The 26,630-nt window shown below is 50.6% G+C and carries 24 protein-coding genes and 1 pseudogene; 19 read left to right on the forward strand and 6 right to left on the reverse strand.

Annotation, left to right across the window (positions count from 1 at the left end; genetic code table 11):
* Positions 1–107: 107 nt before the first annotated feature.
* Together BLV85_RS09430 and BLV85_RS09435 are read left to right on the forward strand one after the other, a co-directional pair.
* Positions 108–1,445, forward strand: a complete 1,338-nt coding sequence (locus BLV85_RS09430; RefSeq protein WP_245725158.1) for a putative bifunctional diguanylate cyclase/phosphodiesterase — start codon at positions 108–110, stop codon at positions 1,443–1,445.
* A gap of 129 nt (positions 1,446–1,574) precedes the next feature.
* Entirely contained in the window at positions 1,575–2,021 is a 447-nt protein-coding gene (locus tag BLV85_RS09435; protein ID WP_245725159.1) for an aspartate carbamoyltransferase, read from the forward strand.
* 64 nt (positions 2,022–2,085) lie between these two features.
* Here BLV85_RS09435 and BLV85_RS09440 read toward each other — a convergent pair whose 3' ends face one another.
* Positions 2,086–2,793, reverse strand: a complete 708-nt coding sequence (locus tag BLV85_RS09440) for a type 1 glutamine amidotransferase (protein ID WP_090414603.1) — start codon at positions 2,791–2,793, stop codon at positions 2,086–2,088.
* Between the two features lie 388 nt (positions 2,794–3,181).
* Between BLV85_RS09440 and BLV85_RS09445 the strand changes: the two genes are divergently transcribed.
* Entirely contained in the window at positions 3,182–4,573 is a 1,392-nt protein-coding gene (locus BLV85_RS09445) for a DUF2868 domain-containing protein (protein WP_090414605.1), read from the forward strand.
* Between the two features lie 12 nt (positions 4,574–4,585).
* Complete coding sequence (locus BLV85_RS09450) at positions 4,586–6,022, forward strand: DUF3482 domain-containing protein (RefSeq protein WP_090414607.1); 1,437 nt, start codon at positions 4,586–4,588, stop codon at positions 6,020–6,022.
* Here the strand turns inward: BLV85_RS09450 and BLV85_RS09455 are convergent.
* Positions 5,998–7,983 carry an integrase gene (locus tag BLV85_RS09455; protein WP_176973999.1) on the reverse strand — a complete coding sequence of 662 codons (1,986 nt, stop codon included), beginning with the start codon at positions 7,981–7,983 and terminating at the stop codon, positions 5,998–6,000. The genes BLV85_RS09450 and BLV85_RS09455 overlap by 25 nt on opposite strands.
* Positions 7,984–8,092: 109 nt before the next feature.
* Entirely contained in the window at positions 8,093–10,894 is a 2,802-nt protein-coding gene (gene ppc, locus BLV85_RS09460) for a phosphoenolpyruvate carboxylase (protein ID WP_090414609.1), read from the reverse strand.
* Between the two features lie 128 nt (positions 10,895–11,022).
* Here ppc and hemC point away from each other — a divergent pair, with 128 nt between their 5' ends.
* Genes hemC through BLV85_RS09480 form a run of 4 tightly spaced genes read left to right on the forward strand, consistent with a single transcriptional unit; the run spans position 11,023 to position 14,982 of the window.
* Entirely contained in the window at positions 11,023–11,961 is a 939-nt protein-coding gene (hemC, locus tag BLV85_RS09465) for a hydroxymethylbilane synthase (protein WP_090414611.1), read from the forward strand.
* 9 nt (positions 11,962–11,970) lie between these two features.
* Positions 11,971–12,765, forward strand: coding sequence for a uroporphyrinogen-III synthase (locus BLV85_RS09470; protein ID WP_090414613.1), 795 nt, complete (start codon positions 11,971–11,973; stop codon positions 12,763–12,765).
* Entirely contained in the window at positions 12,752–13,807 is a 1,056-nt protein-coding gene (locus BLV85_RS09475; RefSeq protein ID WP_090414614.1) for a uroporphyrinogen-III C-methyltransferase, read from the forward strand. Before BLV85_RS09470 ends, BLV85_RS09475 begins: the two co-directional genes overlap by 14 nt.
* Positions 13,804–14,982 (forward strand): heme biosynthesis protein HemY, encoded by a 1,179-nt coding sequence (locus BLV85_RS09480; RefSeq protein ID WP_090414616.1) that lies wholly within the window; start codon positions 13,804–13,806, stop codon positions 14,980–14,982. The genes BLV85_RS09475 and BLV85_RS09480 overlap by 4 nt, the downstream gene beginning before the upstream one ends.
* Before the next feature lie 11 nt (positions 14,983–14,993).
* On the opposite strand, the gene BLV85_RS09485 is transcribed toward BLV85_RS09480, so the two are convergent.
* A complete protein-coding gene (locus BLV85_RS09485) occupies positions 14,994–16,037 on the reverse strand; it encodes a CDP-6-deoxy-delta-3,4-glucoseen reductase (protein ID WP_090414619.1) in 1,044 nt (347 codons plus the stop codon).
* Between the two features lie 31 nt (positions 16,038–16,068).
* On the opposite strand from BLV85_RS09485, the gene BLV85_RS09490 reads away from it, so the two are divergent.
* Positions 16,069–16,965 carry an SDR family oxidoreductase gene (locus BLV85_RS09490; RefSeq protein ID WP_090414621.1) on the forward strand — a complete coding sequence of 299 codons (897 nt, stop codon included), beginning with the start codon at positions 16,069–16,071 and terminating at the stop codon, positions 16,963–16,965.
* A gap of 243 nt (positions 16,966–17,208) precedes the next feature.
* Here the strand turns inward: BLV85_RS09490 and BLV85_RS09495 are convergent, their stop codons facing one another.
* Entirely contained in the window at positions 17,209–19,044 is a 1,836-nt protein-coding gene (locus BLV85_RS09495; protein ID WP_090414623.1) for an IS1634 family transposase, read from the reverse strand.
* A 270-nt stretch (positions 19,045–19,314) separates the two neighbouring features.
* Between BLV85_RS09495 and BLV85_RS09500 the strand changes: the two genes are divergently transcribed.
* The 10 genes and pseudogenes from BLV85_RS09500 to BLV85_RS15955 all read left to right on the forward strand — a co-directional run bounded on the left by BLV85_RS09500 (position 19,315) and on the right by BLV85_RS15955 (position 26,491).
* Positions 19,315–20,538: a type II secretion system F family protein gene (locus BLV85_RS09500; protein WP_090414625.1), complete on the forward strand. Its 1,224-nt coding sequence runs from the start codon at positions 19,315–19,317 to the stop codon at positions 20,536–20,538.
* Positions 20,539–20,580: 42 nt separating this feature from the next.
* Positions 20,581–21,444 (forward strand): prepilin peptidase, encoded by an 864-nt coding sequence (locus tag BLV85_RS09505; protein WP_090414627.1) that lies wholly within the window; start codon positions 20,581–20,583, stop codon positions 21,442–21,444.
* 66 nt (positions 21,445–21,510) lie between these two features.
* Positions 21,511–22,119 carry a dephospho-CoA kinase gene (coaE, locus tag BLV85_RS09510; protein ID WP_090414628.1) on the forward strand — a complete coding sequence of 203 codons (609 nt, stop codon included), beginning with the start codon at positions 21,511–21,513 and terminating at the stop codon, positions 22,117–22,119.
* A gap of 25 nt (positions 22,120–22,144) precedes the next feature.
* Positions 22,145–22,900: a cell division protein ZapD gene (gene zapD, locus BLV85_RS09515; RefSeq protein ID WP_090414641.1), complete on the forward strand. Its 756-nt coding sequence runs from the start codon at positions 22,145–22,147 to the stop codon at positions 22,898–22,900.
* A gap of 271 nt (positions 22,901–23,171) precedes the next feature.
* The gene (locus tag BLV85_RS09520; RefSeq protein ID WP_425433799.1) at positions 23,172–23,387 is read left to right on the forward strand and encodes a DNA gyrase inhibitor YacG; all 216 of its coding nucleotides are present in this window, start codon (positions 23,172–23,174) and stop codon (positions 23,385–23,387) included.
* 162 nt (positions 23,388–23,549) lie between these two features.
* A complete protein-coding gene (locus BLV85_RS09525) occupies positions 23,550–24,002 on the forward strand; it encodes a SixA phosphatase family protein (protein ID WP_090414630.1) in 453 nt (150 codons plus the stop codon).
* Positions 24,003–24,114: 112 nt separating this feature from the next.
* Positions 24,115–25,560 carry a lipopolysaccharide biosynthesis protein gene (locus BLV85_RS09530; protein WP_090414631.1) on the forward strand — a complete coding sequence of 482 codons (1,446 nt, stop codon included), beginning with the start codon at positions 24,115–24,117 and terminating at the stop codon, positions 25,558–25,560.
* Between the two features lie 44 nt (positions 25,561–25,604).
* Positions 25,605–25,886, forward strand: coding sequence for a transposase (locus BLV85_RS15815; RefSeq protein WP_090414633.1), 282 nt, complete (start codon positions 25,605–25,607; stop codon positions 25,884–25,886).
* Positions 25,883–26,233: pseudogene (locus BLV85_RS15950) on the forward strand (transposase); the annotation flags it as partial. The gene BLV85_RS15815 and the pseudogene BLV85_RS15950, both read left to right, overlap by 4 nt.
* 93 nt (positions 26,234–26,326) lie before the next feature.
* Positions 26,327–26,491: a hypothetical protein gene (locus BLV85_RS15955; RefSeq protein WP_425433800.1), complete on the forward strand. Its 165-nt coding sequence runs from the start codon at positions 26,327–26,329 to the stop codon at positions 26,489–26,491.
* On the opposite strand, the gene BLV85_RS15460 is transcribed toward BLV85_RS15955, so the two are convergent.
* On the reverse strand, positions 26,430–26,630 hold a 201-nt coding region (locus tag BLV85_RS15460; RefSeq protein ID WP_218132805.1), incomplete at its 5' end, for a hypothetical protein. The genes BLV85_RS15955 and BLV85_RS15460 overlap by 62 nt on opposite strands.

Here is a 26,630-nt window from a genome sequence, read left to right on the forward strand (position 1 = left end):
CTCGGCATGAAGAACATCGGAAAGCCGTGTACGGGAGAACTGTACGCACGGTTTGATGAGGGAGGGCAGGCGCAAGCCTGTTCTCTACTCTACCCTTTAATGGCGTCGTGCATGACACCACTGAAAGCAAACAGGCAGAAGCGCATATTAACTATTTGGCAACTCATGATGTATTGACTGGCTTGCCGAATCGCCTATTGCTTCTGGATCGCATCTCTCAGGCCCTCGCATTCGATCGCCGTAGCCGGACGCCCGCTGCCGTGTTATTCATTGACCTGGATCATTTCAAAGTGATTAATGATTCGCTGGGGCATGATATCGGTGATCTTCTGCTTAAAGAAGTCGCAACCAGACTGCAATCCTGCATGCGCGAGGAAGATACCGTAGCACGCCAGGGCGGAGACGAGTTTATCGTATTGCTGCCCAGGATTGCCCACGCCCGGGATGCTGGCATCATTGCAGAGAAGATTTTGCATGTACTGGCATTGCCCTATCAGATCAATGGTAAGGAGTTGCATATTGGTGCGAGTATCGGGATTGCATCCTTTCCGGACGATGGTCAAGATATGGCCACATTGTTGAGAAACTGTGACATAGCGATGTATCACGCGAAAGGAACAGGCCGCAATAATTATCAATTCTTTGCTCCCGAAATGAATCGGCAGATGGCTGAGAAACATGCACTCGGAACCGATCTGCGCCATGCATTGACCTGCAATGCACTGCAGCTGCACTTCCAGCCTATTGTTGAAATCGCCAGTAGCAGACTGGCGGGAATAGAGGTATTGCTGCGCTGGCAGCATCCCCGACGAGGATGGATCATGCCATCTACCTTCATTCCATTGGCGGAAGAGAATGGCATGATCGTGCCAATAGGGGAATGGGTGATAAGGTCTGCTTGTCGGCAACTCAAGACATGGTATGAGCAGGGCTATGATGTCCCTTACCTGGCAATCAATCTCTCTGCCAGACAGTTTCGCCATCAATCTTTGCAGGCAGATATCGCGGACATCCTGAACGAAACAGGTGTCAATGCAAGTTGCCTGAAGCTGGAAATTACCGAAAGCATGCTTGTCCAGGATGTCGACAAAGCCATTGACACACTCACCGGGTTGACCGAGATGGGCATGGAAATCTCAATCGATGATTTTGGTACCGGTTATTCCAGTTTGTCTTATCTCAAGCGTTTTCCAATCAATACATTGAAGATTGATCGGTCGTTTGTGCATGACATTGCCACTGATACCAACGATATGGCGATTGTCACGGCTATCATTGCCATGGCCCATAGCCTGAATATGGAGGTGATCGCAGAAGGTGTCGAAACCGATGTGCAGCTCAGCTTCCTTCGTGAGCAAGGGTGTGATTATTACCAGGGATACCATTACAGTGAACCGCTGACAGCAACTGAAGTCGAAGTTAGATTACATCAATCCACTGGCTAGACGAAAACTAGACCCTGTCTGTTTTCAGTTTGGGATATCAGTGTTGTTCAGGAGATCAAATAATGAAGCGATTCGTACTATCTTGGCTGGCCCTATTGTTCATCGCAAATTCCGTCCTGGCAGCAGACAATGCAACTGAAGCACGACTGGATGAAGTGGCGGAGCGGGGGGGTGCATGTGATGCCTTTCGATCTGGAGCGAACACTGCATATTTTCTCAAAAACAGCGCAAGGCGGTGTGCAGCAAGTTATCGCCAAGGATGATGCGGATACCGAACAAATCATGCTGATACGCGAGCATCTGTCACAAATTTCCCAGGCATTCGGTCAAGGAGATTTTTCTGGTCCGGCAAAAATTCATGGCGCGGACATGCCTAGCCTGGCTGAGCTGAGAACAGCGCAGCCAGGCCAGATCGCCATTCTCTACCAAGAACTCCCCAATGGCGCCGAAATCGACTACGCAACGGAAAACACTGCGCTCATTGAAGCCATCCACAAATGGTTTGATGCGCAATTGAGTGACCATGCCCGTCATGCTGTGCCCGGTCATCCACATCATCTGCATCATGGACATTAACCAATTGAAATCCAGCGGAGCGGGCAGAAAGTTTCTTGATGAACTGCCCGATTCATTATTCGGCTCAGTCCTTCAACGCCAGTATCCATCTCTGGTATAGCCGATCCGCTACCGATTGCAATGCCGCCAACCGCTGGGGCAGATTGTTCTGAATTTCATCTCCTCCCTGAACAGCGGGGCTATCCTGATGCTGCGCCAGTTCTGCCGCGTTCAACTGGCACCAGGTTTTTACCATTTCTTCCGTCATCTCGACATGGCATTGCAGGCCTAAATGGATATCCAGGGAAAATGCCTGGTTGAGGCAGAATGGGCTGGATAGTAAACGTGTCGTACCCGCAGGCAGGCTAAACGTCTCACCATGCCAATGAAAAGATTCAAACGCCGTTATATCATCGAACCAGGTCTGCGCAACGGAATTGTCTGCCACATTCACCCATCCCCAACCAAGTTCCTTGACAGGATTATTGATGACATCTCCACCCAGAGCGGTGGATAATAGCTGTCCTCCGAGGCAGTGTCCCAGGACAGGAATACTGGCTGCTACCGCCTGCCTGATCAGCATGAGAACCGGACTGATCCAGGGCAGCTGATCATGCACGCTCATGGGGCCGCCCATCAATACCAGGCCGCCATATCGCTCCAGGCTGACTGGTAGTTGATCACCCTGATCAAGACAGATCATTTGCCAAGGAATGTGATGGTTGTCGAGAAATATGGCAAAATAGCCCGGCCCCTCGATCGGGTAAAACCTGAGAATCACAACGGGTTTCATGATGATGGGTCTCCGGCAAGTATATTGATGACCCCTAAGTGACCCTGTGTTTCCTGGCCGATCGTTAATCTTGGCACTATCATTATGAAAATATTTTGTCCTTTTATTGGAAAAATCACAGCCGCTTGTTTAACGCGCTTACTTCGGTTTGGATTGTATGGTTTTTAGTTGTAACCTGGGTGGTTTTATTTTGCAATAAATCCTATGTCGGTACACGCCAGGGTGCCTGTTTGCAGCTGCATAACCGTATATGATGTCATTCAATCAAGGCACCAAAGATAGCGTATTTTACCGCATCCTTGTTGCGCGACGGGTATGACCGGCGGTCGCGTCGCATCGTCCTGTGGCAACCTTGTTTTGACTTCTTCAGATTCTTATATCAACTGTGATGGCAAATAAAAACCATAGCTTTAGCGATCTGGTTCGGCTTGAGCAATTACGACATATTGAAACTCACCAGGCGCAAGCACTCTCATACGCCAGCATCGCAGATATGGCACCACATGCGTCACCTGGATTCAGCTATACCGCTTTTTTTGAAAAACTGTTGAGTCGCGCTCGCCGCCTGATCCAAGACAATGCCTTGAACAATACCTTGCAGCAACCGGAGAAATTGTTCCTGCGCGCCGGGCGCATTGTCGTGCTGCTGGCGGCATTGCTGGGTGGATTGGCGGCGGGCAATGCGGTAGGGGCCTCAGCGACATTAAACATATACTGGTTGCTGGCGGTTCTTCTCGGATTTAATTTCTTGTCAATGCTATTGTGGGGAGCAGGCATGTTATTTAATGTCCATGGGCTGAATTCAGGCATAGCTGCGCAATTGGCATGCTGGCTTCCTGCCCGGCTCAAAGATAAGGACAGCGATAAGCTCGGTTCACTGGCTGCAAAGGCCTGGTGGGAAACCAGCCTGACAGGGAAAGTTGGCAAATGGCGGATCAGCTTGCTGACCCATCAGTTTTGGTTGGCTTATTTGCTTGCCGGCATGGGTATGCTGATTTTGCTGATGATGGCAAGACAGTATGATTTCGTGTGGGGCACAACACTTTTACCGGAAAGCAGTCTGCCTGAGTTGACGCGACTGCTGGCCGCCCCGATGGAGTATATTGGTCTGATTCCGCCCGATAGCCAGCAGATTGCCGCCAGCCGGGTGGGGGGGGATATGCAGGATGCCTCCACCAGAGCGGCTTGGGCAAAATTCCTGCTGGCTACGTTGATGCTCTATGGATTATTACCACGGTTGGCATTGACCCTGCTCTCATCTTTCATGTTGAAGCTGTCGGAACGCCGCTTCAAGCTGGATTTGTACTTGCCATATTACGTGACGTTGCGACAGCAGTTGACCGCGAGCGAATTCACCACCAGCGTGATCGATGCTGACCCAGGAATCGCTGTCCATCATGCCGAACCAGTGCCTGGCAGGAAAAACCACAATTTGCCAGCTGAAGCGAATGCAGTAGGCATTGAGCTCGACGATCATACGATTTGGCCGAAAGGTATAAACTGTCAGCATAATATCATTGACCAGGCAAGCTTCACCGGGATGATCGGTCAAATCAAAGCTACCAAAGGTTCATTACTGATCGGTGTGGCTGCACATCGATTGCCTGACCGGGGTGTGCAACGCATGATCTCGGAATTGGTGGCTGCTGCAGGCAGCCCGGTTTGGTTGATGCTCTTGCGCAGCCGCACGTCGATCCCGATTGCGGAATCGCGCAAACTGGCTTGGTTCAGACTGGCACAAGCCTGTGCGATTCCTGCTGAAAACGTCATTACTCAATAACATTATCCTGACATGATAACTGCCAAGCCAGAGTCTGATCCTGCCGCATCGCTGCTTGATATCGCTGTGGTCGGCCATACCAATACAGGTAAAACTTCCTTGATCCGCACCATGCTGCGCAGCACCGGGTTCGGCAAAATCGAGGATGCCGCGGGGACGACTCGTCATGTCGAGCGTGCCACCATTTTTGCCGGTAGCGAGGCCATCCTGAATCTGCACGATACCCCTGGCATTGAAGATCCCTATGCCCTGCATGGCACGCTTCAAATTCTGGCCGCCCAGCACAAACGCCTGAACCCAAACGAATTGTTGGAAAAATTCATGGCGGATATCGCCATTAACGATCCTCTGGAACAAGAAGCCAAGGTTATCCGGCAAGTCTTGCGTAGCGATGTGCTGCTGTATGTGATCGATGTACGCGAACCAGTACTGGAAAAATATCTTGTTGAAATCGAGATACTGAGCAAGGCGATGAAGCCCATCATACCCGTCTTCAATTTCATTGCGGCGCACCGGGCGGAGCTTGAATTATGGCGCAAAAAGCTGGCAGCATTCAATATCCACGCTTCACTCGAATTCGATACGGTCGCTTTTACATTTGAAGCGGAAAAGCGCCTGTATCAGAAAATACAAAGCCTGGCCGAGACCTATTACAGCAAACTGCAACGTTTGATCGATCATCGTGCAAAGGTATGGCAACAGCTTTGTTACTCCGGCGCCAAGCGCATTGCTGAATTGATCGTCACTGTGGCTTGTCATCGTGAGCATAAAGCCAGTCACGCGCCTGCCGGGCACACATCGTCACCCACATTAAAATTACAGGAATTCATCCGGCAAGCCGAACAGCGTTGTCTGCATGACTTGTTGGCGATGTTCAGTTTCTCGGAGAAGGATATTGCACTGCAGAAAATTCCGGTACATGACGGTCAATGGCAGCTCGATCTATTTGCGCCGGGCGTTTTGAAGGCTTATGGCCTGGATGTCGGCAGCTCCGCCCTCAAGGGCGCTGCTGCAGGAGCCGGAATCGATTTGATGGTGGGCGGCTTGAGCTTGGGTGCGGCCAGTGTATTGGGCGCGCTGGCCGGAACTGGTTGGTCTACTTTTAGGCGCTATGGCAAAGAAATACAGGCCAAAATTCAGGGTACCCAGTGGCTGTGCGCTGACGACAATACCCTGCAATTATTGTATTTACGCCAGCAGCAATTGCTGGACAAGCTCATGCATCGTGGCCATGCCGCATGCCATGTCGATCATGTTGACCCAACACCTGAAGTGGATGAATTACCCAGCCGCTGGCAGGAAATCATCAACGTGCTGCGGCAGAATCCGGCGTGGAACAAGCCGTCCAATGCCCGTAACCACAATGCCCAGTATCAGTCGATCGAATCAGCGTTAATTCATGCATTGCTGCGGATGCCGGAGGGTCAGACTACAGCCAGTCCGGGATAGAGCAGGTCGATCGATCCAATCGGATACTTGGCACCGGCAGGAGAATATAATCCATAATTGGATAACTCGGCAGGTGAAATATAACCGACGATCCGTTCGAGCTCGGCAAGCCGAATGCCTTGCCGGACAAGATAAAGAATATAGGTCTGGCGCAGGGTCTGGGCAGAGATCGTGTCGGAGACCGGCAAGCCGGCATCGACCTGCAGACATGTCAGCAATGCTTCCAGCTCCTCCTCATTCAGGGGGTGACCGACAGGATCGGTCAGGCAATGCCCATGTTCTCCGTAAAGTATTTTGAGCACCGGATGCATCGGGACTTTTCTGGGAGAAAAGCCGTGTACGGACAAAAATTCCTGCTCAAGATCGATATCGCTGGGCTGCAAGCTGGCAATCTCACCCAGCGTGAGGCCATTCAACAGCAAGGCGAGCAGTTGCTTCTCCCTGACATTTGCGTTCTGAAACAGCTCACTGATCTGTTCGCGGGTCAGCTCCTCTATCTGAGGCTGCTCAAGCGCCTGCAAGGGAGGTTTTCGTGGCAGGCTGGACTGTGACGGCAAATTATCGGGCAGCGTATCAAGAGGATGATGCGGCAAGTTTTCCTTGTTGTGCAGGTGGATGCCGGAAAGGTGGATAGCCAATTTCTCTTGCTCCTTGCGCGTCAGAAACTCGAATATCCACACAACGCTCAACCCTAGCAGCAGGGATGCCAGCACGGCAATGATGGCATCCGTTTGATAATCCGGCCTGATCGGGTGATGTGGCAGGAATGCGCGTTCGATAACATCGACATAAGGGTATTTGCCGGTATGACGGGTTTCGATCTGTACCAATCGTTCTTGCGTTTCTCTTAGCAGTTGCTCCAACCCTTCAAGATCCGTCTTGAGGGCATCATGCTCGGTAAAGCGCGCGGTAAATTCGGCTGCTTTCTGCCGGTGTAGATCGAGTTGCGTCTGGATGGACTGAGTCGTTTGTCTGGCAGCAGCATATTCCTGTTCCGCTTCATGTAGGACCAAGGTTTGCCCACCCTGACGCATGCGTAAAATTTCTGCTTCCAGCGCGGCAAGCTTGTCTGGAATTACTTTCAGAGATGGGGACAGCGCCATAAATTCACGTGTGTAGTGACGATCCAGTTCTTCTAGCTCCTCCCGCAATTCCTGGGCGCGCTGTTCGAGCACACTCAGCGTACGCGTGTCTTCCTTGGGAACAACGGCCTGTCCTCTGGCAATAGATTTCTTGATCGAATCGAGCCGTGCCTTGGCCTTGACCTCCGCCTCACTGGCAGTATTGAGCGAATCATTCAGGCCTTTTAGCCGTGCCAGTGCCTCGTTTTCCTCCCTTCCTGTCGAAATGATGTCGTTGTGTTTTCTGAAGTGCTCTAGCTCTTGCCGCTTTTGTTCGATTTTCTCTTTCAGGGAGATCAGCTCGTCTTGCAATTTCTGTATTGTTTCGCCCTTGGCGTTGGCGATTTCTTCGGCCCTTGCATCCAAATAAACATCGATCCAGGTATTGATAAGTGCTGGCAGCAGAGAGGGTTCATGGCCTTCGGCTACCATTTCTACGAGGTTGGTATCTACCACAGGCCGTACATCCAACAGTGCGCGAATTTCTGCAGGCGTCAAACTGGCTTCGGACTGAAAATCGTAAATATTTTCCAAGCGGTTTGCTGTTTCGGTTAACAGCTCTGAACCCAGCAATACCTGCTTCTGGATAGCGACATGTTGGATATCCGCCTCTTTGCTTGTCTGATCGATCGCTGTTCTGGCTACGGTTAGCAAAGTGGCATAACTCGAATAGACTGCAGGCCGCAGGAAAACATAGCTGAGCGATACCAGTGCGCAGAACAAAAAGACGGTGCTGAAAATCTTCAGCCTGGTTGGTTTAAGCCAGGCCGATTTGCTGAAAGTAGAATGGTGCTCGTTCCCAGTCGGGGTGGCATTTTCCAATTGCTTAATTTTTTTCATGCAGCCTCCTGTTAGCAATAGCTGGATCAAGCAACCCATCAAATTTGCTTTTCATAACAACATATCAGCTATTAAAGTGTAGCCAATGAATGACTTCAGGATAGATGCCTCAGCCGCTGTTTCTAAGTCCCGTCGCGACACCGTTGATCGTCAAATGAATGGCGCGGCGCACGGTATCGTCATCGTCACCCGAACGGTAGCGGCGCAGCAGCTCAATTTGCAAATGATTCAATGGATCGATATAAGGCGTTCGGATGCGTATGCTGCGTGCCAGGGTCGGATTTTCCTGCAACAGTTCTGTGTGACCGGTAATTGCGAACAGCCATTTGATACAACGCTTCCATTCTGCCTGGATGCGTGTAAATATCTGTTGGCGCAATTCGGCATCGGTCACGAGCTCAGCATAGCGCGATGCAATGCCCAGATCGCTTTTTGCGAGCACCATATCCATATTGGAAAGCAGCGTCTGCATGAAAGGCCAAGTACGATACATTTCCTGCAGCAACGCCAGTGCTTCTTGCTCCTGAGGCGCTTGCTGGATAAAGTTTTCCACCGCGGTACCGAATCCATACCAGCCAGGTATCATCGTGCGGTTAAGGCTCCAGCTGAATACCCATGGAATAGCACGCAAATCCTCAATTTTGTCGGAAGGCTTGCGTGAAGTTGGACGACTGCCGATGTGCAATCCAGCAATTTCCCGGATGGGCGTGGATTCCTGGAAAAATTGCTTGAAGCCCGGTGTTTCATAAACCAGATTGCGATAAGTTGCATAAGCACTGGACGACAAATGCTCCAGGGCCTCGTAGTACTGTGGCGCATGATGATTGATTGCATCATGGCTGAGTAGAGTGGCCTCGATGGTTGCGGCCACCAGCGTTTCCAGGTTGCGCCGACCAATCTCCGGATCGGTATATTTGCTGGCCACTACCTCACCTTGCTCTGTCAGCCTAATCTGGCCATTGACGCTTCCCGGTGGTTGCGCGAGTACCCCTTGGTAGCTAGGACCACCGCCTCTACCCACTGTGCCACCCCGGCCATGAAACAAGCGTAACCGGATCTTGTGGCGATCAAAAACCTTGGTCAACTCGATTTCAGCCTTATAGATTTCCCAGTTGGAAGTCACAAATCCTCCATCTTTGTTGCTGTCGGAATAGCCCAGCATGACTTCCTGCAATCCCCCTCGCGACTGTAACAGCTTGCGATAGTAGGGGAGTGAGAACAATTCTTCCATGATGGCAGTGCAGCCGCGCAAATCCTCGATAGTTTCGAATAACGGAATAATGTTCAGCCCTAGGCGAGGGTTGTCACCTGCCTGCAACAGTCCGACTTCCTTCAACAGTAGCGCAACTTCCAGAACATTGATCACACTGGTTGTCATGGAAATGATGTAGTTGGGCAGCGCCGCATGCCCAAACCGGCGCTGAATCTCCGCTGCCATGTGTAATATGCGCAGCTCTCCCTGGGTCGTGTCGGAATAATTGCAGTAAGGCGAAACCAGAGGGCGTACGCTACTGATTTCCGAAAGCAACCATTCGAGGCGCTCCGCATGAGATAGCTCAAGATAGTTACGCGCATCCTGCGCCCCTTTTTCAAACAACTCCGCCACTACCTGCTCATGCACTTTACTGTGCTGACGCATGTCCAACGGCGCGAGATGAAAACCAAAGACATCGGCAGTACGACGCAAGTCACGCAGGGCGCCTCGAGCAAGCCAGTCCGATCGATGTTGCTTGAGCGAATGAATAATGATATCGAGATCATGCACAAACTCGGCGCTGTCGGCATAGGGTTCAGCAATTTCCTCCGGACACGGGGCATTGACAGGTAACCCGAGGTGCTTGCTGGTCGCAATCAAGCGGGCATAAATGCCCAGAAAAGCGCGCCGGTAGGGCTCGTCGATTCTGCTGGCCGGCAAATCAGGAGCAACAGAAGCCAACCCTTCCAATTCGTTGGTCACCTTGATCAGGCGCTCGGTCAGACTCATGGTTTGACCGATTTTGCCAACTTCGGTGATGTAATGGTCCAGTATCAAGCCAGCATGTCGCTCGGCTGCGTGCAGCATAATTTGGTGGGTCACAAAGGGATTGCCATCCCGGTCGCCCCCTATCCAGCTGCCAATGCGCAGGAAAGACGCGATACGCGGCGCTGCTTTATCCAAATGTTGTTCCAGCAGGTCTTCGATCTTGGCGTAGATATAAGGCAGCTGGCTCAAGAAAGTGTAGTGATAATAAATCAGCCCGTTTTCAATTTCATCCTGCACGGTGAGTCTCACGGAGCGCAGCATCCGTGTTTGCCAGAGCGTTTGAATAGCTGCGCGCAGGCCATTTTCGTTATGCCGCAGTTCGTTGGGTGTGAGCTGAGTCCGGTCCCTGTCTTTGAGAAAACGCTGAATCGTCAGCTGATAGTCGAGAATACTGCGGCGTTGCACCTCCGTGGGATGTGCGGTCAATACCGGGGAGATGAGTGCCTTGGCGAAGAAATCTTCCAATTCCTTGCCGCCGATCCCTTTTTCGAAGACGCGTTTCAGTGCCAAAGTCACGCTGCCGGCCTGGGGCGGAGAACCCGCGCGTAAATGCGCGCGGCGGCGGCGGTTATGGTGCAAATCTTCGGCAATGTTCGACAACAGGGAGAAATAGCTGAAAGCGCGCACCACCGCGATGGTTTCCTTATGGCTCAAATGGGCTAGAATTGTATCCAGTTCATGCCGCGCTTCCTGTTCTTGTTCACGGTGGAAGCGGACCGCTGTTTGGCGGATGGTTTCGACCAGATCGAACATCGATTCTCCTTCCAGTTCGCGTATGGTGTCGCCCAGCATGCGCCCAAGCAAACGTATATCCTCCCGCAAAGGGTGATCCTTCTCGTTGGGTATATTTTTATCGGAAGCTGCAATTGCATGGATGTTCAAACTCATTGATACCTGTCTCCTGTAATCATGGAACTCGGGGTGCTGCAGAGATAACTTTGCGGTGATAGGCGATGATCCGCTCAGAGGCCAGCCGTGCTAGAATTTGCCATTGTTTCAAAATCAAACTCTTTCTTATGCATAGTCCTGAAAAAATCATCATCGCCTCGCGCGAAAGCCAGCTTGCCATGTGGCAAGCACACTTCATACAAAACCGATTGCTCGAATTATACCCGCAAACTGAAATTACTATACTCGGCATGACCACCAAGGGCGATCAAATTCTGGATGTTTCCCTGTCAAAAATCGGTGGCAAGGGTCTGTTCATTAAAGAGCTCGAGCAGGCTTTGGAAGATGGCCGCGCTGATATTGCCGTCCATTCCATGAAGGATGTACCAATGAATATGCCACCCGGCTTTATGCTGGCCGCCATTACAGAACGTGAGGATCCGTGTGATGCGTTTGTATCCAACAATTACGCCAGCCTGGAAGAATTGCCGGCGGGCAGCATAGTGGGAACCTCCAGCCTGCGGCGTGAATCCCAGGTGCGGGCGCGTTTTCCTCACCTCCAGGTTCGTCCATTGCGCGGCAATGTGCAGACACGCTTACGCAAGCTGGACGAGGAAGAGTACAGCGCGATCATTCTGGCGGCAGCCGGACTGAAGCGGCTGGAGCTGGCCTATCGCATTCGGTCGCTATTGACGCCGGAGCTCAGTCTGCCGGCCGTCGGGCAAGGCGCTTTGGGCATCGAATGCCGCGAAGATCGCCCGGAATTGGTGCAATGGCTGGCGCCGCTCCATCATGCCGCAACCGCTCATTGTGTGGAAGCCGAGCGCGCGATGAGTCGCGTCCTGGGTGGCAGCTGTCAAGTACCGCTGGGGGGGTTTGCCGAAATTTCAGAAGATGTCTTGACTTTGCGCGGCTTTGTTGCCACGCCAGATGGCACCAAAATGATTGCCGATAAATTACACGGCAAACCAGAGGGCAGGGAATTGATCGGCCAGCAATTGGCGCAAAATCTAAAATCCCAGGGGGCGGATGAGATTCTCGCTGCACTGGAATTCCATCATGACTGAGGCAAGTACTTGTTTGACAACCGGCGTTTGACGGGCATCGGGGTATTGATCACGCGCCCCGCCCATCAAGCGGGCACTTTGGCAGCGCGCGTCAAGGAGCTGGGTGGATTACCCTGGCTGTTTCCGGTGCTGGAAATAAGCGATGTTGAAAACAAGCAGCCTTTGCTCGATTTGCTTTCACGCCTTGACAACTTTGACTGGGCCATTTTTGTCAGCCCAAACGCAGTAGAGAAAGTGCTGCCGCTGATTCAGGCACAGCGTACTTGGCCCGGACATTTGAACGTAGCCACTGTCGGCATGGGCAGCGCGCGCTTGCTCAAGCAGTACGGTATCTCAAACATTGCCGTTCCGGACGATGGCACCGATAGCGAGGCACTGTTGCGCATGCCGCAGTCACAACAGATGCAAGGTAAGCGAGTCGTGATTTTTCGGGGCAATGATGGACGTAAGCTGCTCGGCGACACCCTGCGCCAACGTGGCGCCGAAGTGGAATATGCCGCATGCTACCGCCGAACCAAACCAGATACGGATCCTGGCCAGTTGCTCAAGTGTTGGCATGCGAACAAGATACATGCGGTGATTGTGACCAGCAGCGAAGGGCTGGATAATTTGATTGACATAATTGGTGAAACCGGCCAACAATTGCTCCGGTCGACCGTTTTATTTACGGCGCATGACCGGATTGTGCAGAAAGCACAGGCACTTGGGATTGTAAAAGTATACCGCACATCAGTTGGGGACGAAGGTACAGTTCAAGGATTGCTGGACTATTTCAACGATATACAAGCACATGAAGTCACCTGATCAGATAAATAGGGATAAGCGGTCTACAGCGTCAAAATCGGCACGTCGTCTGGCGCTTCTGATCTTGTTGCTGCTGGTGATGGCGATAGCCGCCATGACATGGAAGTGGGCGGAAGATCGTGGCTATATCGCCAATTTCGAGCATGCCTTGACGCGGTACCTGACCGAGGCGGATGTTTTCAGTAGCCGGACACGCACACTTGTTGCAGAGGTCGAGTCAAGAAAGTCGGAAACCGAGCAGCAACTGAATCAACTGGCGGCAAATTTACTGGCGATTGACAACCAACGTTCAGCCACCGAGAAACTCGATCAAGTGTTCACTGGCAACGACACTTCGGATGGCCGGATACTGAGTGCAGTCAAACGTCTGATCATGTTCTCGGATCAGTATCTGCAACTGACGGGAGATGTTCAGGCCGCACTTGCTTCTCTCGAGCAAGCCTCAGAACTGCTGCAAGCAAGTGAGACACTCAGGACATCCGGATTAAGCGATGCGCTGTCTCGAGATATCGATAAAACCAGGGCGGCGGCCACCATCGATATTACTGGCATTTACCAACGAATTGAAACGCTTACCGCGCAGGTAGCGCATCTGCCATTGGCGATGGACAGCCATTTGATTCCGGTCGACATTGCGGGCGGCCTGCCGGACTCAGCGGCATCGAGCCTGTGGCAGCGTTACCTGAATGAGGTTCTACAGGATTTCTTTCGGCTCATCAAGGTAGAAAAAGTAGCGGACCCGAATGTGCCGTTGCTTTCGAATTCCCAATCGTATTTGTTACGCGAGCATATCCGACTGCAACTGACATTGACGCGCCTTGCCTTGCTTACCCGGGATGAAAGTAATTTCCGGTCCAGTTTGAAAACAGCGATAGACTGGATGGACCGCTATTTTGATACAGATGCGCAGTCAGTTGAAAATACATTAAAAGAGTTAGAACAAATATCCGCAATCAATATTAGCGTACGCTTGCCAGACTTTAGGGAGAGTCTGGAGGCCGTAGATCATGAACAACTCATGCTTAAAGGGGAGGATGAATGAAACTGGTGCTATGGGTTCTGGCATTATTCGCTGCAGCTGCAGCGGTCGTATTCACGGCTTATCATAATAAGGGAACGGTTCTGCTTACCGCGCCACCTTACACGCTGGAGTTGGCACTCAACACGTTCATTCTGCTGGAATTGTTTGCCTTCGTTATATTTTATATGCTTGTGCGAGCATTATTCGGATTGTTCGGAATGCGCAAACAATTACGCCATGAGCGATCTGATCGTGCCATGTTATCGGGACTGAAAGCATTTTTTGAGGAACGTTATGAGGATGCGGAAAAGGCCGCACGGAAGGCTTTCAAACTGGCCAACGCACAAACCATTAAAGCGCTCAATGCTGTTATCGCGGCACGTTCTGCCCATCAGCAAGGTGACTACGCAACAAGAGACCAGATTTTGAGCATAGCTAAAGAACAGGCGCCCGAGGAGAGGGCGTTGAGATTGGTAACCGAAGCAGAATTGATGCTGGATGAAGGGCGTCATACCGACGCGCTGGCCGCTTTGCAGGCACTTTACTCGACTGGCGGGCTGCAAAGCACTGCAGTCCTCCAGCTTGAACTTAAAGCGCATCAAATGGCCCAAAATTGGGATGCCGTGCTGGAGTTGACCAAAATATTGGCCAAACGATATCCCGTCAACAAGGGGCTGGTCGATAAATTGCGCCATCGCGCCCATTTGGAGAATATCGCGAAAAATGCTTCAGATCCGGCTTTGCTCAAAAAATATTGGCATGATTTATCCTGGCAGGAGAAGCTGGACGGAAAACTGGCTGTCACGGCTGCGCGCGCATTCATGGCGCTGAGCGATAATGCAAGCGCTCAGAAAATCATCGAAAACAGCTTGGATGTGCAACTAGATACTGAGTTGATTGCATTGTATGCGGATTGTTTGAGTGGCAGCGTAAGCTGGCAAATTCAGCACGCGGAGAATTGGCTCAGGAAATACCCTAACAACGCCAATTTGCTGCTGACGCTGGGACGGCTATGTGCCTATGGCGAGTTATGGGGTAAGGCGCAAAGTTATCTGGAAGCCAGCCTGTCGATTGAGCCAGACTATCCTGCACATCTTGCGCTGGCCCAATTATTTGAAAAGCTGGGCAAGCAGGAAGCGGCAAGCGAGCATTACCGCAAAGGACTGGAGTTTGCCTTGAAGCAGATCAGCGCCTGATCCTGCAGCCGCTATTTGATGGCTGTCGAGGGCGTGAATGCATCGGAAAAGAAGTTTTTATCTTGCAGGGAGCGCTGCCTGGTAAAGTCATCATAAGCTGCCTGAACCATGGCGGGCGCACCACAGGCATATATTTGATAACCAGACAGATTGTCGATATCTTGCATCACTGCCTGATGCACCAGCCCTGTGCGCCCTTGCCACACGTCGGTAGGCAAGGGCTCGGACAGGACTGGCACATATTTGAAATTGTCATTGTCCTGCTCCCATTGCTTTGCCAAATCATGCAGGTATAAATCAGCTTTCGTTCGCGCACCCCAGTACAAAATCATTTTGCTATGGGCAAAACGTGAATTCCCTGTCTGGAAAATATGTTCCAGCATGCTTTTGACGGGAGCAAACCCCGTTCCACCGGCCAGAAAGATAATCGGCGCATTATCGGGCGGCGGCTCATGCAGGAAAAATGCGCCCAATGGACCTTCAAAGCGCAAGATATCCTTTTCTTTCATGCGAGAGAAAACATACTCTGAAAATACGCCGCCGCTGTAGTTACGCGCATGCAATTGCAGGAATTCATCATCCTGTGGTGCATTGGCCAGTGAAAAGCTGCGTCGCTGTCCATCCTTCATCAGAATATCGATATACTGGCCGGGAAGAAACTGTAAGCGCTCATTGGCAGGTAATTTGAGGTAGATGATCATGACATCCGAAGCAATGTGCTCGAGCTTATGAACCCGGCAGGGCATAGTACGGATCTTGATATCCTTGATCGCATCAATCTCGTGACATTCAATTTCCAGATCGGATAAAGGTGTGGCGCAACAAAACAATGCCATGCCCACCTGTTTTTCCTGCGCAGTCAACACTTCCTCGTCATAAGCACCATATTCGACCATCCCTTGTATAATCTTGCCCTTACATGTGCCGCATGAACCATTACGACATCCATAAGGCAACGATAATCCCTGCCTCAACGCTGCTTCAAGAATTGTTTCTGCTGGTTCAACTGTAAAAATATGGCCACTAGGCTTGAGAGTGATCTGATAGGACTTCATTGGGAAGAAATGATTGACAATAAACTCTGTTATGAAAAATAAACTATTGATCGTAGGGTGTGGCGATATTGCAATGAGGACAGCCGATTTGCTTAGAAAGCGCTACCATCTGCTCGGCTTGTGCCGTAAAGCTGAGAATTTCGATACCTTGCGCAGACATGGCATCCAACCGATAGCGGGTGATCTGGACCAACCCGCGAGCCTAGCAAAACTGGCCGGCCTGGCGCATACCATTGTGCATCTTGCTCCGCCGCCTGCCCGCGGCCGGCGCGATACGCGCACGACCCATTTGCTAGCGGCACTTTCCCGACGTTCAAATATGCCAAGGGGGATACTACCACATCGGCTGGTCTATATCAGTACCAGTGGGGTCTATGGCAATTGTGACGGGGATTGGGTAGATGAGAAACATGCAATCAATCCCTATAACGAGCGCGCCTGGCGAAGGGTGGATGCAGAGCGTCAAATCAGAAACTGGGGTAAACGTCACGGTATCGCAGTGTCTATTTTGCGAGTGCCCGGAATCTATGCGATGGACCGCCTGCCTCTCGCACGCTTGCGGCAGGGCACCCCAGCCTTGCTGGCTGATGAGGATAGCTATACCAATCATATACATGCCGATGACCTTGCGCGCATCATTGTCGCCACCCTGCGTTTCGGCAAACCAGGTCGGATATATCATGCCAGCGATGATTCGCACCTGAAAATGGCTGATTACTTTGACCTGGTCGCAGACCATTTCAATCTGCCGTGCCCACCAAGATTAGGCCGTCAACAGGCGCAAGCGCTCATCACACCAGGCATGTGGTCCTTCATGCAAGAGTCGAGGAGATTGACAAACCAGAGGATGAAACAAGAACTGCATGTCAGGTTACGCTACCCGACCGTTGCTGCTTTTCTAGGAGGCTGTCCGAGAATAGCGAAGTAATCTACTGCGGACGAACCTGCCAGGCTGGATTTTCCGATCCTTTTCGTTGAATAGAACCACTATTCGCCTCAAATGATCGGAAAATCCCGCTCAGCCAGCTTCGCCCTCGCTACGATCGCTATTCTCGGACTGCCTCCTATCCCATATTTAACACACCACTTTAAAAAACACTAATAATCATATAATTACGATTATAGAAAACAGCGTAAGGCACTACAAATGCCTCAGGCAAGATAATGATGGTCACACCACGGTCTTTTGCACCCCTCCTGGTAACGGATCAATATTGAGCGCCTGATAGATGGCAGCAAGTGCCGACTCAGGGCGCGTGGCCTTGCGGACATGCAAGGCGCCGCCATCGGCGCGCCGGAATGATGCAGTCAGGCGCCGTTGAACGGACAATATCTCGCGTAAGCTGCTCCAGCGGCCTTGAATACCGTGATCTTGCAGGGTTCGCCGAATGATCTGAACGAATTGATAGGCCAGTACGGTAATGAACAAATGCCCATCGACGCGCAGCTTTTTATGATGGTAGACCGGGCGCAGGCCAAGTTCGGATTTGAGACTGCGAAATACCGCCTCGAGATCGGTGAGCATGATATAGGTGCGCCATAACCGTTCGCTATCCCAACCGGTTTCATTGCTGCGCAGGCAATAGACACCGGGATGGGTGAGCCGGGTACCGGCTCGTGGTTGTTTTGTCCAGCGCAATGCGGCCACTTTTTCGCCGGACGCGTCAGGCAGCAGTTCAATATCATAGTGCTGCGCAATCCCCTGGCTGTTGGCCTTGAGACGGCCGATTCGTTCATGCAGCTTGACCAGCCGCTTCTCGGTACGAGGCTTGGTCAGGCCATCCGCTATTTTTTGCAGCGCGGCCTCAAAGCGCTGGCATAGATGTTGATTGATCGCGGCTTCTTTTTGCTCGCGTTGCGCGGAATAACAATATAGCCGGACCTCCTGGTTATCCTCATCGTCAACACGCTGAATGGATACCGTCTTTCCGGCAGCGTTCTCGATTGGCAGGGCGGATGCCGCCTCGAATTGCCGGGCGCGTTCACGGCTGACCACAAGGTAGCGGTAGCCCTGTTCCCGTAACCAGCGCAAATTGTCCTCGGTCGCGATGCCCGCATCCATCACCACCAACGCGCCAGCCTCCGCATCCAAGCCTTTGAGCATCACTTCCAGTGTCTTGCCCTCTGATACGTTCCCTTCGAACACCTCGGAGCGGCGCACAAAACCGCTGCCATCCAGCACCAGCCCCAACGTCACCAATGGGCAGTCGCTGCGCTTTTCCTTTGAGCGGCCTCGCTTGGCTTCAGGATTGGCACCTGCCACGCCTTCGAAGTAAGTGTTCGTCAAATCAAACAGCGTAACCGTCGTATCCAGTCCAAATAGATTGTGCACCCGATTAAATAAAGTACGCTCAATGCGATCCTTGTGCTTCATCAACGCATCTTGAGCGCGATAGAGCGTCATCAAGGGCATGCGGCCAAAATCAATGTCCAGCAACTCACCCAGCCCGCTGCACTGGTCCAGCCAGTGGTGGGCGGCCAGCTCTGAACCTGGTGCTGCCATGCGTCCAATAATGGCGCCCAGAATAGCGGCCCGTATCGGTCCGGACAAGCCCAGCTCGATCAGTAAATCTGTAAACCCCACCTGCGACATCGCCCATAAACCGGTATGCTCAACCCCCACCGAGCGTGGGCGCACCAACTCAAGTGAGTTGACATCGACTGCCTGGATATCGACTTCATCGGCCGGTGCCGTTTCCGCTTGGGTTGCTGATGCGGATGCTACCGGCACCCTATGCATCTGCAACTGCGCCACAATACGTTCCGCTTCCACCGCGGCGGCCGTGGGCAGGTTAACTTCAAAGAAGCTCGCCTGACCGGCCATGAGGGCTTCGATGCGCGCGCACAAGGCAGGCCAGAGCGGCCGGTCTACCGGAAAGTGCCGCCCAAGATTAAGCAATGTCACCTGTTTGACCTTGCCCCCCATGCGTTCTGAGCGCACCAGGCGGTAGCTGAAATAGTGTTCTCCAGTGGCGTTGCTGCGGGTTCGTGCGCGTCGGATATACATGGCCGCGACGTTACTACAAAATTGCGGGCAAGGCAATACCAATGCACAATATTATGTCACTACAACGAGTTTTTTGGCATATCAATAAACATGATCCACAAACTATCAATCACTTATAGGTCGACGGATGAAGAAATATTGGGATTTTTGGCTGGCTGGTGTTAAATATGGGCTAGAGCTTGCTGCAAAGTCATCAGCCGGCTAAACAATTTTGCAGCTGCTGCCGTATTAGCCATGACCCAAACCTTAATCGGGGAGCGAGGAATCGGTATGGCGGCTGCTGTAAAACCTGGCAAAAAATCAAGAGAATGCAACTACCAGTGGGAAGGAAAAGACAGATCTGGCAAGACAGTAAAAGGCGAAATGCGCGCGGCAGGCGCGCTTGTGGTCACTTCCACCCTGCGCCGGCAAGGGATCAAGGCTACGAAAGTGGCCAAAATCCGGCTCAATGGGCATATCACGGATAAGGACATCACTTTATTTACACGGCAACTTGCCACCCTGATAAAAGCGGGGGTGCCTTTATTGCAGGCATTCGATGTGATCGGCAAGGGCCATAACAATCGCGCGCTCAGAAAACTGCTGCTGGCAGATATCAAAAGAGATGTGGAAACTGGCAGCAGCCTGGCAAATGCATTCCGGAAACAGCCCCGGTATTTCGATGCGCTATTTTGCAATCTGGTCGCGGCAGGGGAAACTGCAGGCACTCTGGATATCTTGCTTGAAAGATTGGCGGCCTATAGAGAAAAAATACAGCGCATCAAACGTAAAATCAAGTCCGCCATGTACTATCCCATCTCGATCATTGTAGTTGCCTGCATCATTACCGCAGTGATATTGATATATGTGATTCCCGCATTCAAGGCGCTTTTTCATGGATACGGGGTGGATCTTCCCATTCCGACCCTGGTGGTCATGGCAATTTCCGATTGCCTGGTAGACTATGGGTGGGCGATCTTCGGGGGTATTGGGTTAGGGCTTTATGCCTTGTTCCACTTCTGGAAGCGTTCTAGAGGGCTGCAAAATCAGGCAGACCGGCTGATCTTAAGATTACCACTTGTGGGAGAGGTGTTACGCAAAGCCACCATTTCTCGCTGGTCACGCACTTTATCCACCCTATTTGCGGCGGGTGTGCCATTGGTCGAAGCGCTTGATTCTGTCGCGGGGGCCGCCGGTAATCAAGTGTATTATGATGCGACCAAGAATATCCAGAGTAGCATCAATACCGGCAGCAGCCTGACAGATGCCATGGCCGCAACGCATGCTTTCCCGGGCATGGTGCTACAAATGATTGCAATCGGTGAGGAGTCGGGCACGCTCGATGCCATGCTCAGCAAGATCGCAGACTTCTTTGAAGCGGAAGTCGATGATGCGGTCACTGGGCTTTCCAGTCTGATTGAGCCGCTCATCATGGTCGTTCTGGGCACACTGATTGGTGGAATAGTTGTTGCGATGTATCTGCCGATTTTTACAATGGGACAGGTCGTTGGCTAATTCAGGCATACCCGGCAGAATCCCGCATTTTCTCTAATTGACATGGCATTTATCAATTCTCTCCAGACTTCTGCTGATTTTTTCATTCTATTTTCTACAGTGCTGGGCTTAATACTGGGCAGCTTCCTGAATGTGGTTATCTATCGTCTCCCCATTATGATGGAACGGGAGTGGCATCAGCAATGCGCAGAATTGCGTGGTGAGCCGATAGAAAACGCGCCCACATTCAATCTGGCCACACCACGCTCTATTTGTCCGCATTGCGGTCATAAAATCCCCTTCTTCCAGAATATTCCAATTCTCGGCTACCTGTTGCTGCGGGGGCGTTGCGCCCACTGCCATGCGCATATTTCCTTGCGTTATCCGCTGGTCGAAGCGCTCACCGGAGCGCTCAGTGGATTTGTAGCCTGGTATTTTGGTTTTGGTGGCATGGCATTTGCCGCATTGATTTTTCTGTGGTCATTAATTGCGCTGACGTTTATCGATCTGAATACTCAACTATTACCGGACAGCATCACGCAACCCTTATTATGGGCAGGCCTGATCTTGAACCTGCATGGTGTTTTCACCGATATTTATTCATCGCTCATGGGCGCCGTGGTTGGCTATCTTACATTGTGGGGAGTTTACTGGTTATTTAAGTTGGTCACAGGCAAAGAGGGCATGGGATATGGTGATTTTAAATTGCTGGCTGCAATCGGCGCTTGGCTGGGTTGGCAATTGTTGCCGCTGGTGATCTTGCTTTCATCCCTGATGGGCGCTACGGTTGGCATCATATTGATGGTGGTCAGAAATCATTTCAAGGACACGGCAATTCCCTTTGGTCCCTACCTGGCAGGAGGAGGGCTGATTGCTCTTTTTTGGGACAAACAGGTCAACCAGACTTATCTGGCTTTATTTCAGTAACCATAATGATTTTTTATCTCAAATGAACAAGGCAGTTGCTTTTAAATCAATTCTGGCAGGCAACCCATGCCTCTGATGGTCGGACTGACTGGGGGAGTGGGCTGCGGCAAAACCAGCGCCGCTGTTATTTTCACGGCATTGGGTATAGATATTATCGATACCGATCAAGTCGCACATGAGTTGACCGGACCTGCAGGCAAAGCGATCGGCATGATTCGTGATCGGTTTGGCGATGATTTCATCAGTGAAGATGGCTCACTCGATCGTGTTGCCATGCGGGCGCTTGTATTCTCCGACCAGCATTCACGACAAAAACTTGAGTCGATCCTGCATCCTCTGATATTGCAGGAAGTGAAACGTCGTATTCCGTTAATTCGTTCCGAATATGGTATTCTGGTTGTGCCTTTATTGCTGGAAACAGGAAGCTATCTTGAGCTGATTGATCGCATCCTTGTGATTGATTGTCCTGAATCTATGCAAGTTGCGCGAACCATTGCGCGCAGTAAACTGAGTGAAGCAAGCGTGCACGCGATTATGGCGGCACAATGTTCACGAAGCGAACGTCTGGCAAAAGCTGATGACGTGATCGTCAATGAACTGGAGAGACAATATTTGCAGCAACAAGTACAGGCATTGCACGAGAAATATCTTTCCATCGCCCGATGTGGCAGTTGAACCACCTTAAAAACATGTGATTACCGTGATTTGTTACGAACTTCCCCTTAATGAGAGAATACGCATACTGCTGCGGCTTGAGGATCTATTCGACAAAATTGATTTTTTCTCTGCCAAGAAAACTTCATTCGAACACCATGCCGCCTTGGTTGCCTTGTTCGAGATTCTCGATATCACCAGCCGCTCCGATCTGAAATCGGACCTGTTGCAGGAGTTGGATAAGCAGCGCGCATTGCTGGACGGCCTGCGCAAGAATCCGGAAGTCTCTGAAGAAGCATTAAGCCGCATCCTGCTCGATATCGGAACCACTTTCAGGGGGTTGCTCGAAATCCCGGGCAGGATTGGCGGTCATTTGCGCGATGACGAATGGCTGATGAGTATCAAGCAGCGCATGAGTATCCCGGGCGGGGCATGTGAATTTGATTTGCCTACCTACCATTATTGGCTGCACATGGATCCTGAAGCGCGCCAAACCGATCTCAGAAGCTGGATCATGCCACTTTCCCCGATACGGGATGGTATCAATATTGTGCTCAATCTGCTCAGGAACAGTGGCAAAAGCTTCCATCACACCGCCGTGCAAGGGGTATTCCAGCAGGCTGGAGCAGAACACCAGGCGCATCTTTTGCAACTACAGATCGATAACGAGCTGCCATGTGTGCCGGAAATTAGTGCCAATAAATATGCACTCAACATACGCTTCATTTCCATGCAGCCGGATCACAAAGCCAGTATTTATGAGGAAGATATTCCATTCAAACTGACTTTCTGCAGTTTGTAAGGGCTCGTTAATGAATAACTTGGGCGCATAGGTTGTTACGAATTCGGGAAAGACGCAAAGCGCAAGGCGAAGCCGAATGGTCGTTCCATTCGCAAGCCTCGCAACGCCGCAGATGCCCGAGTACGCAGTAACCCTTCGGGCTGGGGTCGCTTTTGGCGCATACCGGCGTTGCAAGCCACTGTTGTGAATGACACAACGGCGTGTCCTGCGCCTTGGTCTGCGCTAAAATCGCCCCCAGCGTATGCTCAAATTATTCATTAACGAGCCCTAAGTGTCAGGCATAAATAAATTGGAGAAACACTTGAGGAAGCCACCTATCGTTAATTGCCCACAATGCGGTGAGATCGTTGAATGGACAGATTCAAATCACTTTCGCCCGTTTTGCTCGGAACGCTGCAAAACTGTAGATCTAGGGCAATGGGCAACAGATGCTTACCGTATTCCAGATCTTGCCCCCAATGCAGAGGACGATCACGAACCCTATTAAGGGAGCGACTATCGCAGGGCGCATAACAGCGCACAAACCAAGGAATCGGTTGAATCAACCGGGCTGGGTCAATGCAGTGAATATTTTTAAAGCTGCATGATTTCGTATAATTGATATTATGTTAAATAACATCTCGGTATGTTTTGAACCAGGAGAAAAGCTTTGGATTTAATTCTATGGCGCCACGCCGAAGCCAGAGATGGCTTTCCCGATGCTTCACGCGAGCTGACCGAAAAAGGATTAAAGCAATCGCAAAAAATTGCACGGTGGCTCAAACCAAGATTGCCAACAAATACTCGTATTGTGGTCAGCCCTGCCAAGCGCACCCAGCAAACGGTGCAAGCATTAACCTTCGAATTTGAAACTCTTGATCAAGTTGGAACAGGTGCAATGCCTCACGCTGTTTTGACAGCAATCAACTGGCCATACGATGACAACACAACTATAGTTGTCGGGCATCAACCCACACTCGGGAAAATCGCATCTTTTCTGCTCTATGGCGATGATGCCGGTTTGAGTGTTAGAAAAGGTTCGATTTGGTGGTTTGGTTGCAGGCATCGAAATGGGCAAGAAAATATTGTTTTACGCGCGGTATTGACCCCGGAGGTAATATGACGAAAAACATACTTATTCCCCACTAGTAAAGATATACGCTGTGTGATAATCCACTTGCACTTAGTTTGTATTAGTAGATCCTTTTCCTTTCTTACTCACTCCCTAATTTCTCATGTCGATACGCGAACAAGCCCTCAGTGGGCTCAAGTGGACAGCCGGCGGTAAATTGGTTGCGCAAATTATCACCTGGGCCATCACTCTGGTTGTTATACGCCTGCTGACACCTGAAGATTATGGCTTATTGGCAATGGCATCGGTATTTGTGGCATTCATGCTGATGATGTCTGAAGCAGGACTGGCGCCAGCCTTGATACAAAAACAGGATCTTTCTGAAACCTCTCTACGTAATGTATTCGCCATCGTCATTGTTATCAATTTGGGCTTAATGCTCCTGCTCAATTTGCTTGCGCCGGCGATGGCCAATTTCTTTGATGAAGATCGATTAATTCCAATTTTGCAGGTTTTATCGCTGCGATTTCTGTTATCAATTTTTGGCACACTGCCAAGCGTCAGGTTGTACCGGGATTTGAAATTCAAGCATCTCTCACTGATGCATCTGGCCGCGACGATCCTGGGCAGCATATTGACACTGATATTGGCTTTCGTCGGGCTTGGCGTCTGGGCATTGGTCCTAGGCAATCTTTTAACGAGTCTTTTCAATGTGGTCACGCTGAATGTGATTGCACCCATTCGCCTGCTACCCAATTTCTCGCTGCAGGGCATGCGTAGCCTGCTTGTATTCGGAGGGAACATCACCCTATCGCGTTTGCTTTGGTTCTTTTTTACCCAGATCGATGTAATCATCGTGGGTAAATTACTCGGTAAGGAGATGCTTGGTTTCTATTCAGTCTCAATGCAACTTGCTTCCCTCCCTGTTCAACGAGTCTCATCGATTGTCAATCAGGTGGCTTTCCCGGTTTTTTCCAGAATACAAAGCAATCTCGACCAGTTTCGTCAGTTCGTACTTAAAGCAATCCGCATTTTAAGTCTGATTGCATTTCCAGTGCTATGGGGGATTTCCAGTGTTGCCAATGAAATGGTATTGCTGCTGTTAGGAGAGAAATGGGAAACCGCGATATTACCATTGCAACTTCTAGCATTGATGATGCCTTTTCGCATGATAGCCAATTTCCTTCCATCGGCAACAGATGCATTGGGCCGACCGGATATAGGGATGAAAAATGTATTGTTGGCTACGACAATTATGCCGGTTGCACTAATAATTGGGGTTCAGGATGGAATTGTTGGAGTGGCTGTAACTTGGGCAACGATATATCCATTCATTTTATTTATCAACTATCAACGATCTTTAAAAGTACTAGAGCTGAAATTTAGTGATTTTCTTTATGCCATTCTACCTGCTATTGGATCAGCATTAGGGATGTATATTGCGGTCCGCATGCTAAGTTTATTTCTAGTCGGTTATAATTTAAATCAGTTGACCGCTTTATTAATTATGATTGCTTCAGGTGTGTTCGTATACTTTAGTTTTACCTTACTTATTAACCAAAATAGTTACAAGGAAGCTGTAGGTTTGCTTCAAGTAAGGCGCCCGTGAGCCATTATGCATACTGCTAAGGCGCAGCTAGCACCGAATATTGCATGAATGAAGGGGCAATTCCTGCTAAATCTTTTATAATTCAGTTATCTATGCTGAATAAAAGAGAGGAATTGCCAGTGACAAATTGTACCCAGAGATCATTCAATTTTCCAGAAGTAAAAAAGCGTGTTGTTGAAGTAAATTTTGCAGGTGGAGACATCACCTCTGATGGAGGGGTAATGTTACTGCGACAGGTGGATCGGCAGATTGGGTTAAGCAAAGCAGTCGCGAGCGTGTTGGAAGACACCCGCAGACAGGCCACAGTTGCAAGCACGATGGATTGAGCCTGTTACGGCAGAGGATTTATGGCCTGGCATCAGGCTATGAAGATTTGAACGATCATCAAAAGCTGCGTCATGATTGTGCGATACAAACGGCGGTTGAACGAACGGAAACACTGGCGAGCAGTTCCACATTGTGCCGCTGGGAAAATCGATCGGCATGGCGTATTCACGAAGTGATGGTCGAATAATTCATTGCCTCGTTCGACGATACACCCAGTGAATTGATTCTGGATTTCGATGCGACCGATGATGTGGTATATGACAAACAGGAAGGCCGCTTCTTTCACGGCTACTATGATCACTATTGTTTTCTACCGCTATACGTTTTCTGCGGTGATCAATTGCTGGACAGTTACCTGCGGTCGAGTAAACAGGATGCCGCCCGGCATGCCTGGGCGATACTTTCATTGTCTGGGCGATACAATCAATTCCGGTTGCTCATGTCTTCCCTGGCTTACATCCTGCTGGAAACAATACGCCGTGTTGCGCTCAAAGATACAGAACTCGCGCAGGCTTACGTGAACACACTGCGCCTGAAATTAATTAGAGCTTACTCAGAAATCCAGCACCCACTTCTGCGCAGCCAGGTAAAAATTCCGCTTTGAGGTCAATTGACAGGAATAGGCAAACGGAATTTTTCCGGGCATGCAGTTTTTTGTCGCCCATATTGCCATTTTGGCAATAAATTTCTTCAGGCGAATAAAAACCCGCACCAGTACAAGCAGGTTCATGACCAGGAAGATG

The organism is Nitrosomonas halophila (assembly GCF_900107165.1).
Lineage (GTDB): Bacteria > Pseudomonadota > Gammaproteobacteria > Burkholderiales > Nitrosomonadaceae > Nitrosomonas > Nitrosomonas halophila.

What these genes read in the sequence shown, in the direction of transcription:
- BLV85_RS09435 (WP_245725159.1), top strand. Translation starts at nt 1,575, where the DNA reads ATGCAACTGAAGCACGACTGGATGAAGTGGCGGAGCGGGGGGGTGCAT.
- BLV85_RS09440 (WP_090414603.1), bottom strand. Translation starts at nt 2,793, where the DNA reads ATGAAACCCGTTGTGATTCTCAGGTTTTACCCGATCGAGGGGCCGGGC.
- BLV85_RS09445 (WP_090414605.1), top strand. Translation starts at nt 3,182, where the DNA reads ATGGCAAATAAAAACCATAGCTTTAGCGATCTGGTTCGGCTTGAGCAA.
- BLV85_RS09450 (WP_090414607.1), top strand. Translation starts at nt 4,586, where the DNA reads ATGATAACTGCCAAGCCAGAGTCTGATCCTGCCGCATCGCTGCTTGAT.
- BLV85_RS09455 (WP_176973999.1), bottom strand. Translation starts at nt 7,983, where the DNA reads ATGAAAAAAATTAAGCAATTGGAAAATGCCACCCCGACTGGGAACGAG.
- ppc (WP_090414609.1), bottom strand. Translation starts at nt 10,894, where the DNA reads ATGAGTTTGAACATCCATGCAATTGCAGCTTCCGATAAAAATATACCC.
- hemC (WP_090414611.1), top strand. Translation starts at nt 11,023, where the DNA reads ATGCATAGTCCTGAAAAAATCATCATCGCCTCGCGCGAAAGCCAGCTT.
- BLV85_RS09475 (WP_090414614.1), top strand. Translation starts at nt 12,752, where the DNA reads ATGAAGTCACCTGATCAGATAAATAGGGATAAGCGGTCTACAGCGTCA.
- BLV85_RS09480 (WP_090414616.1), top strand. Translation starts at nt 13,804, where the DNA reads ATGAAACTGGTGCTATGGGTTCTGGCATTATTCGCTGCAGCTGCAGCG.
- BLV85_RS09485 (WP_090414619.1), bottom strand. Translation starts at nt 16,037, where the DNA reads ATGAAGTCCTATCAGATCACTCTCAAGCCTAGTGGCCATATTTTTACA.
- BLV85_RS09490 (WP_090414621.1), top strand. Translation starts at nt 16,069, where the DNA reads ATGAAAAATAAACTATTGATCGTAGGGTGTGGCGATATTGCAATGAGG.
- BLV85_RS09495 (WP_090414623.1), bottom strand. Translation starts at nt 19,044, where the DNA reads ATGTATATCCGACGCGCACGAACCCGCAGCAACGCCACTGGAGAACAC.
- BLV85_RS09500 (WP_090414625.1), top strand. Translation starts at nt 19,315, where the DNA reads ATGGCGGCTGCTGTAAAACCTGGCAAAAAATCAAGAGAATGCAACTAC.
- BLV85_RS09505 (WP_090414627.1), top strand. Translation starts at nt 20,581, where the DNA reads ATGGCATTTATCAATTCTCTCCAGACTTCTGCTGATTTTTTCATTCTA.
- coaE (WP_090414628.1), top strand. Translation starts at nt 21,511, where the DNA reads ATGCCTCTGATGGTCGGACTGACTGGGGGAGTGGGCTGCGGCAAAACC.
- BLV85_RS09530 (WP_090414631.1), top strand. Translation starts at nt 24,115, where the DNA reads ATGTCGATACGCGAACAAGCCCTCAGTGGGCTCAAGTGGACAGCCGGC.
- BLV85_RS15815 (WP_090414633.1), top strand. Translation starts at nt 25,605, where the DNA reads ATGAATGAAGGGGCAATTCCTGCTAAATCTTTTATAATTCAGTTATCT.
- BLV85_RS15955 (WP_425433800.1), top strand. Translation starts at nt 26,327, where the DNA reads ATGTCTTCCCTGGCTTACATCCTGCTGGAAACAATACGCCGTGTTGCG.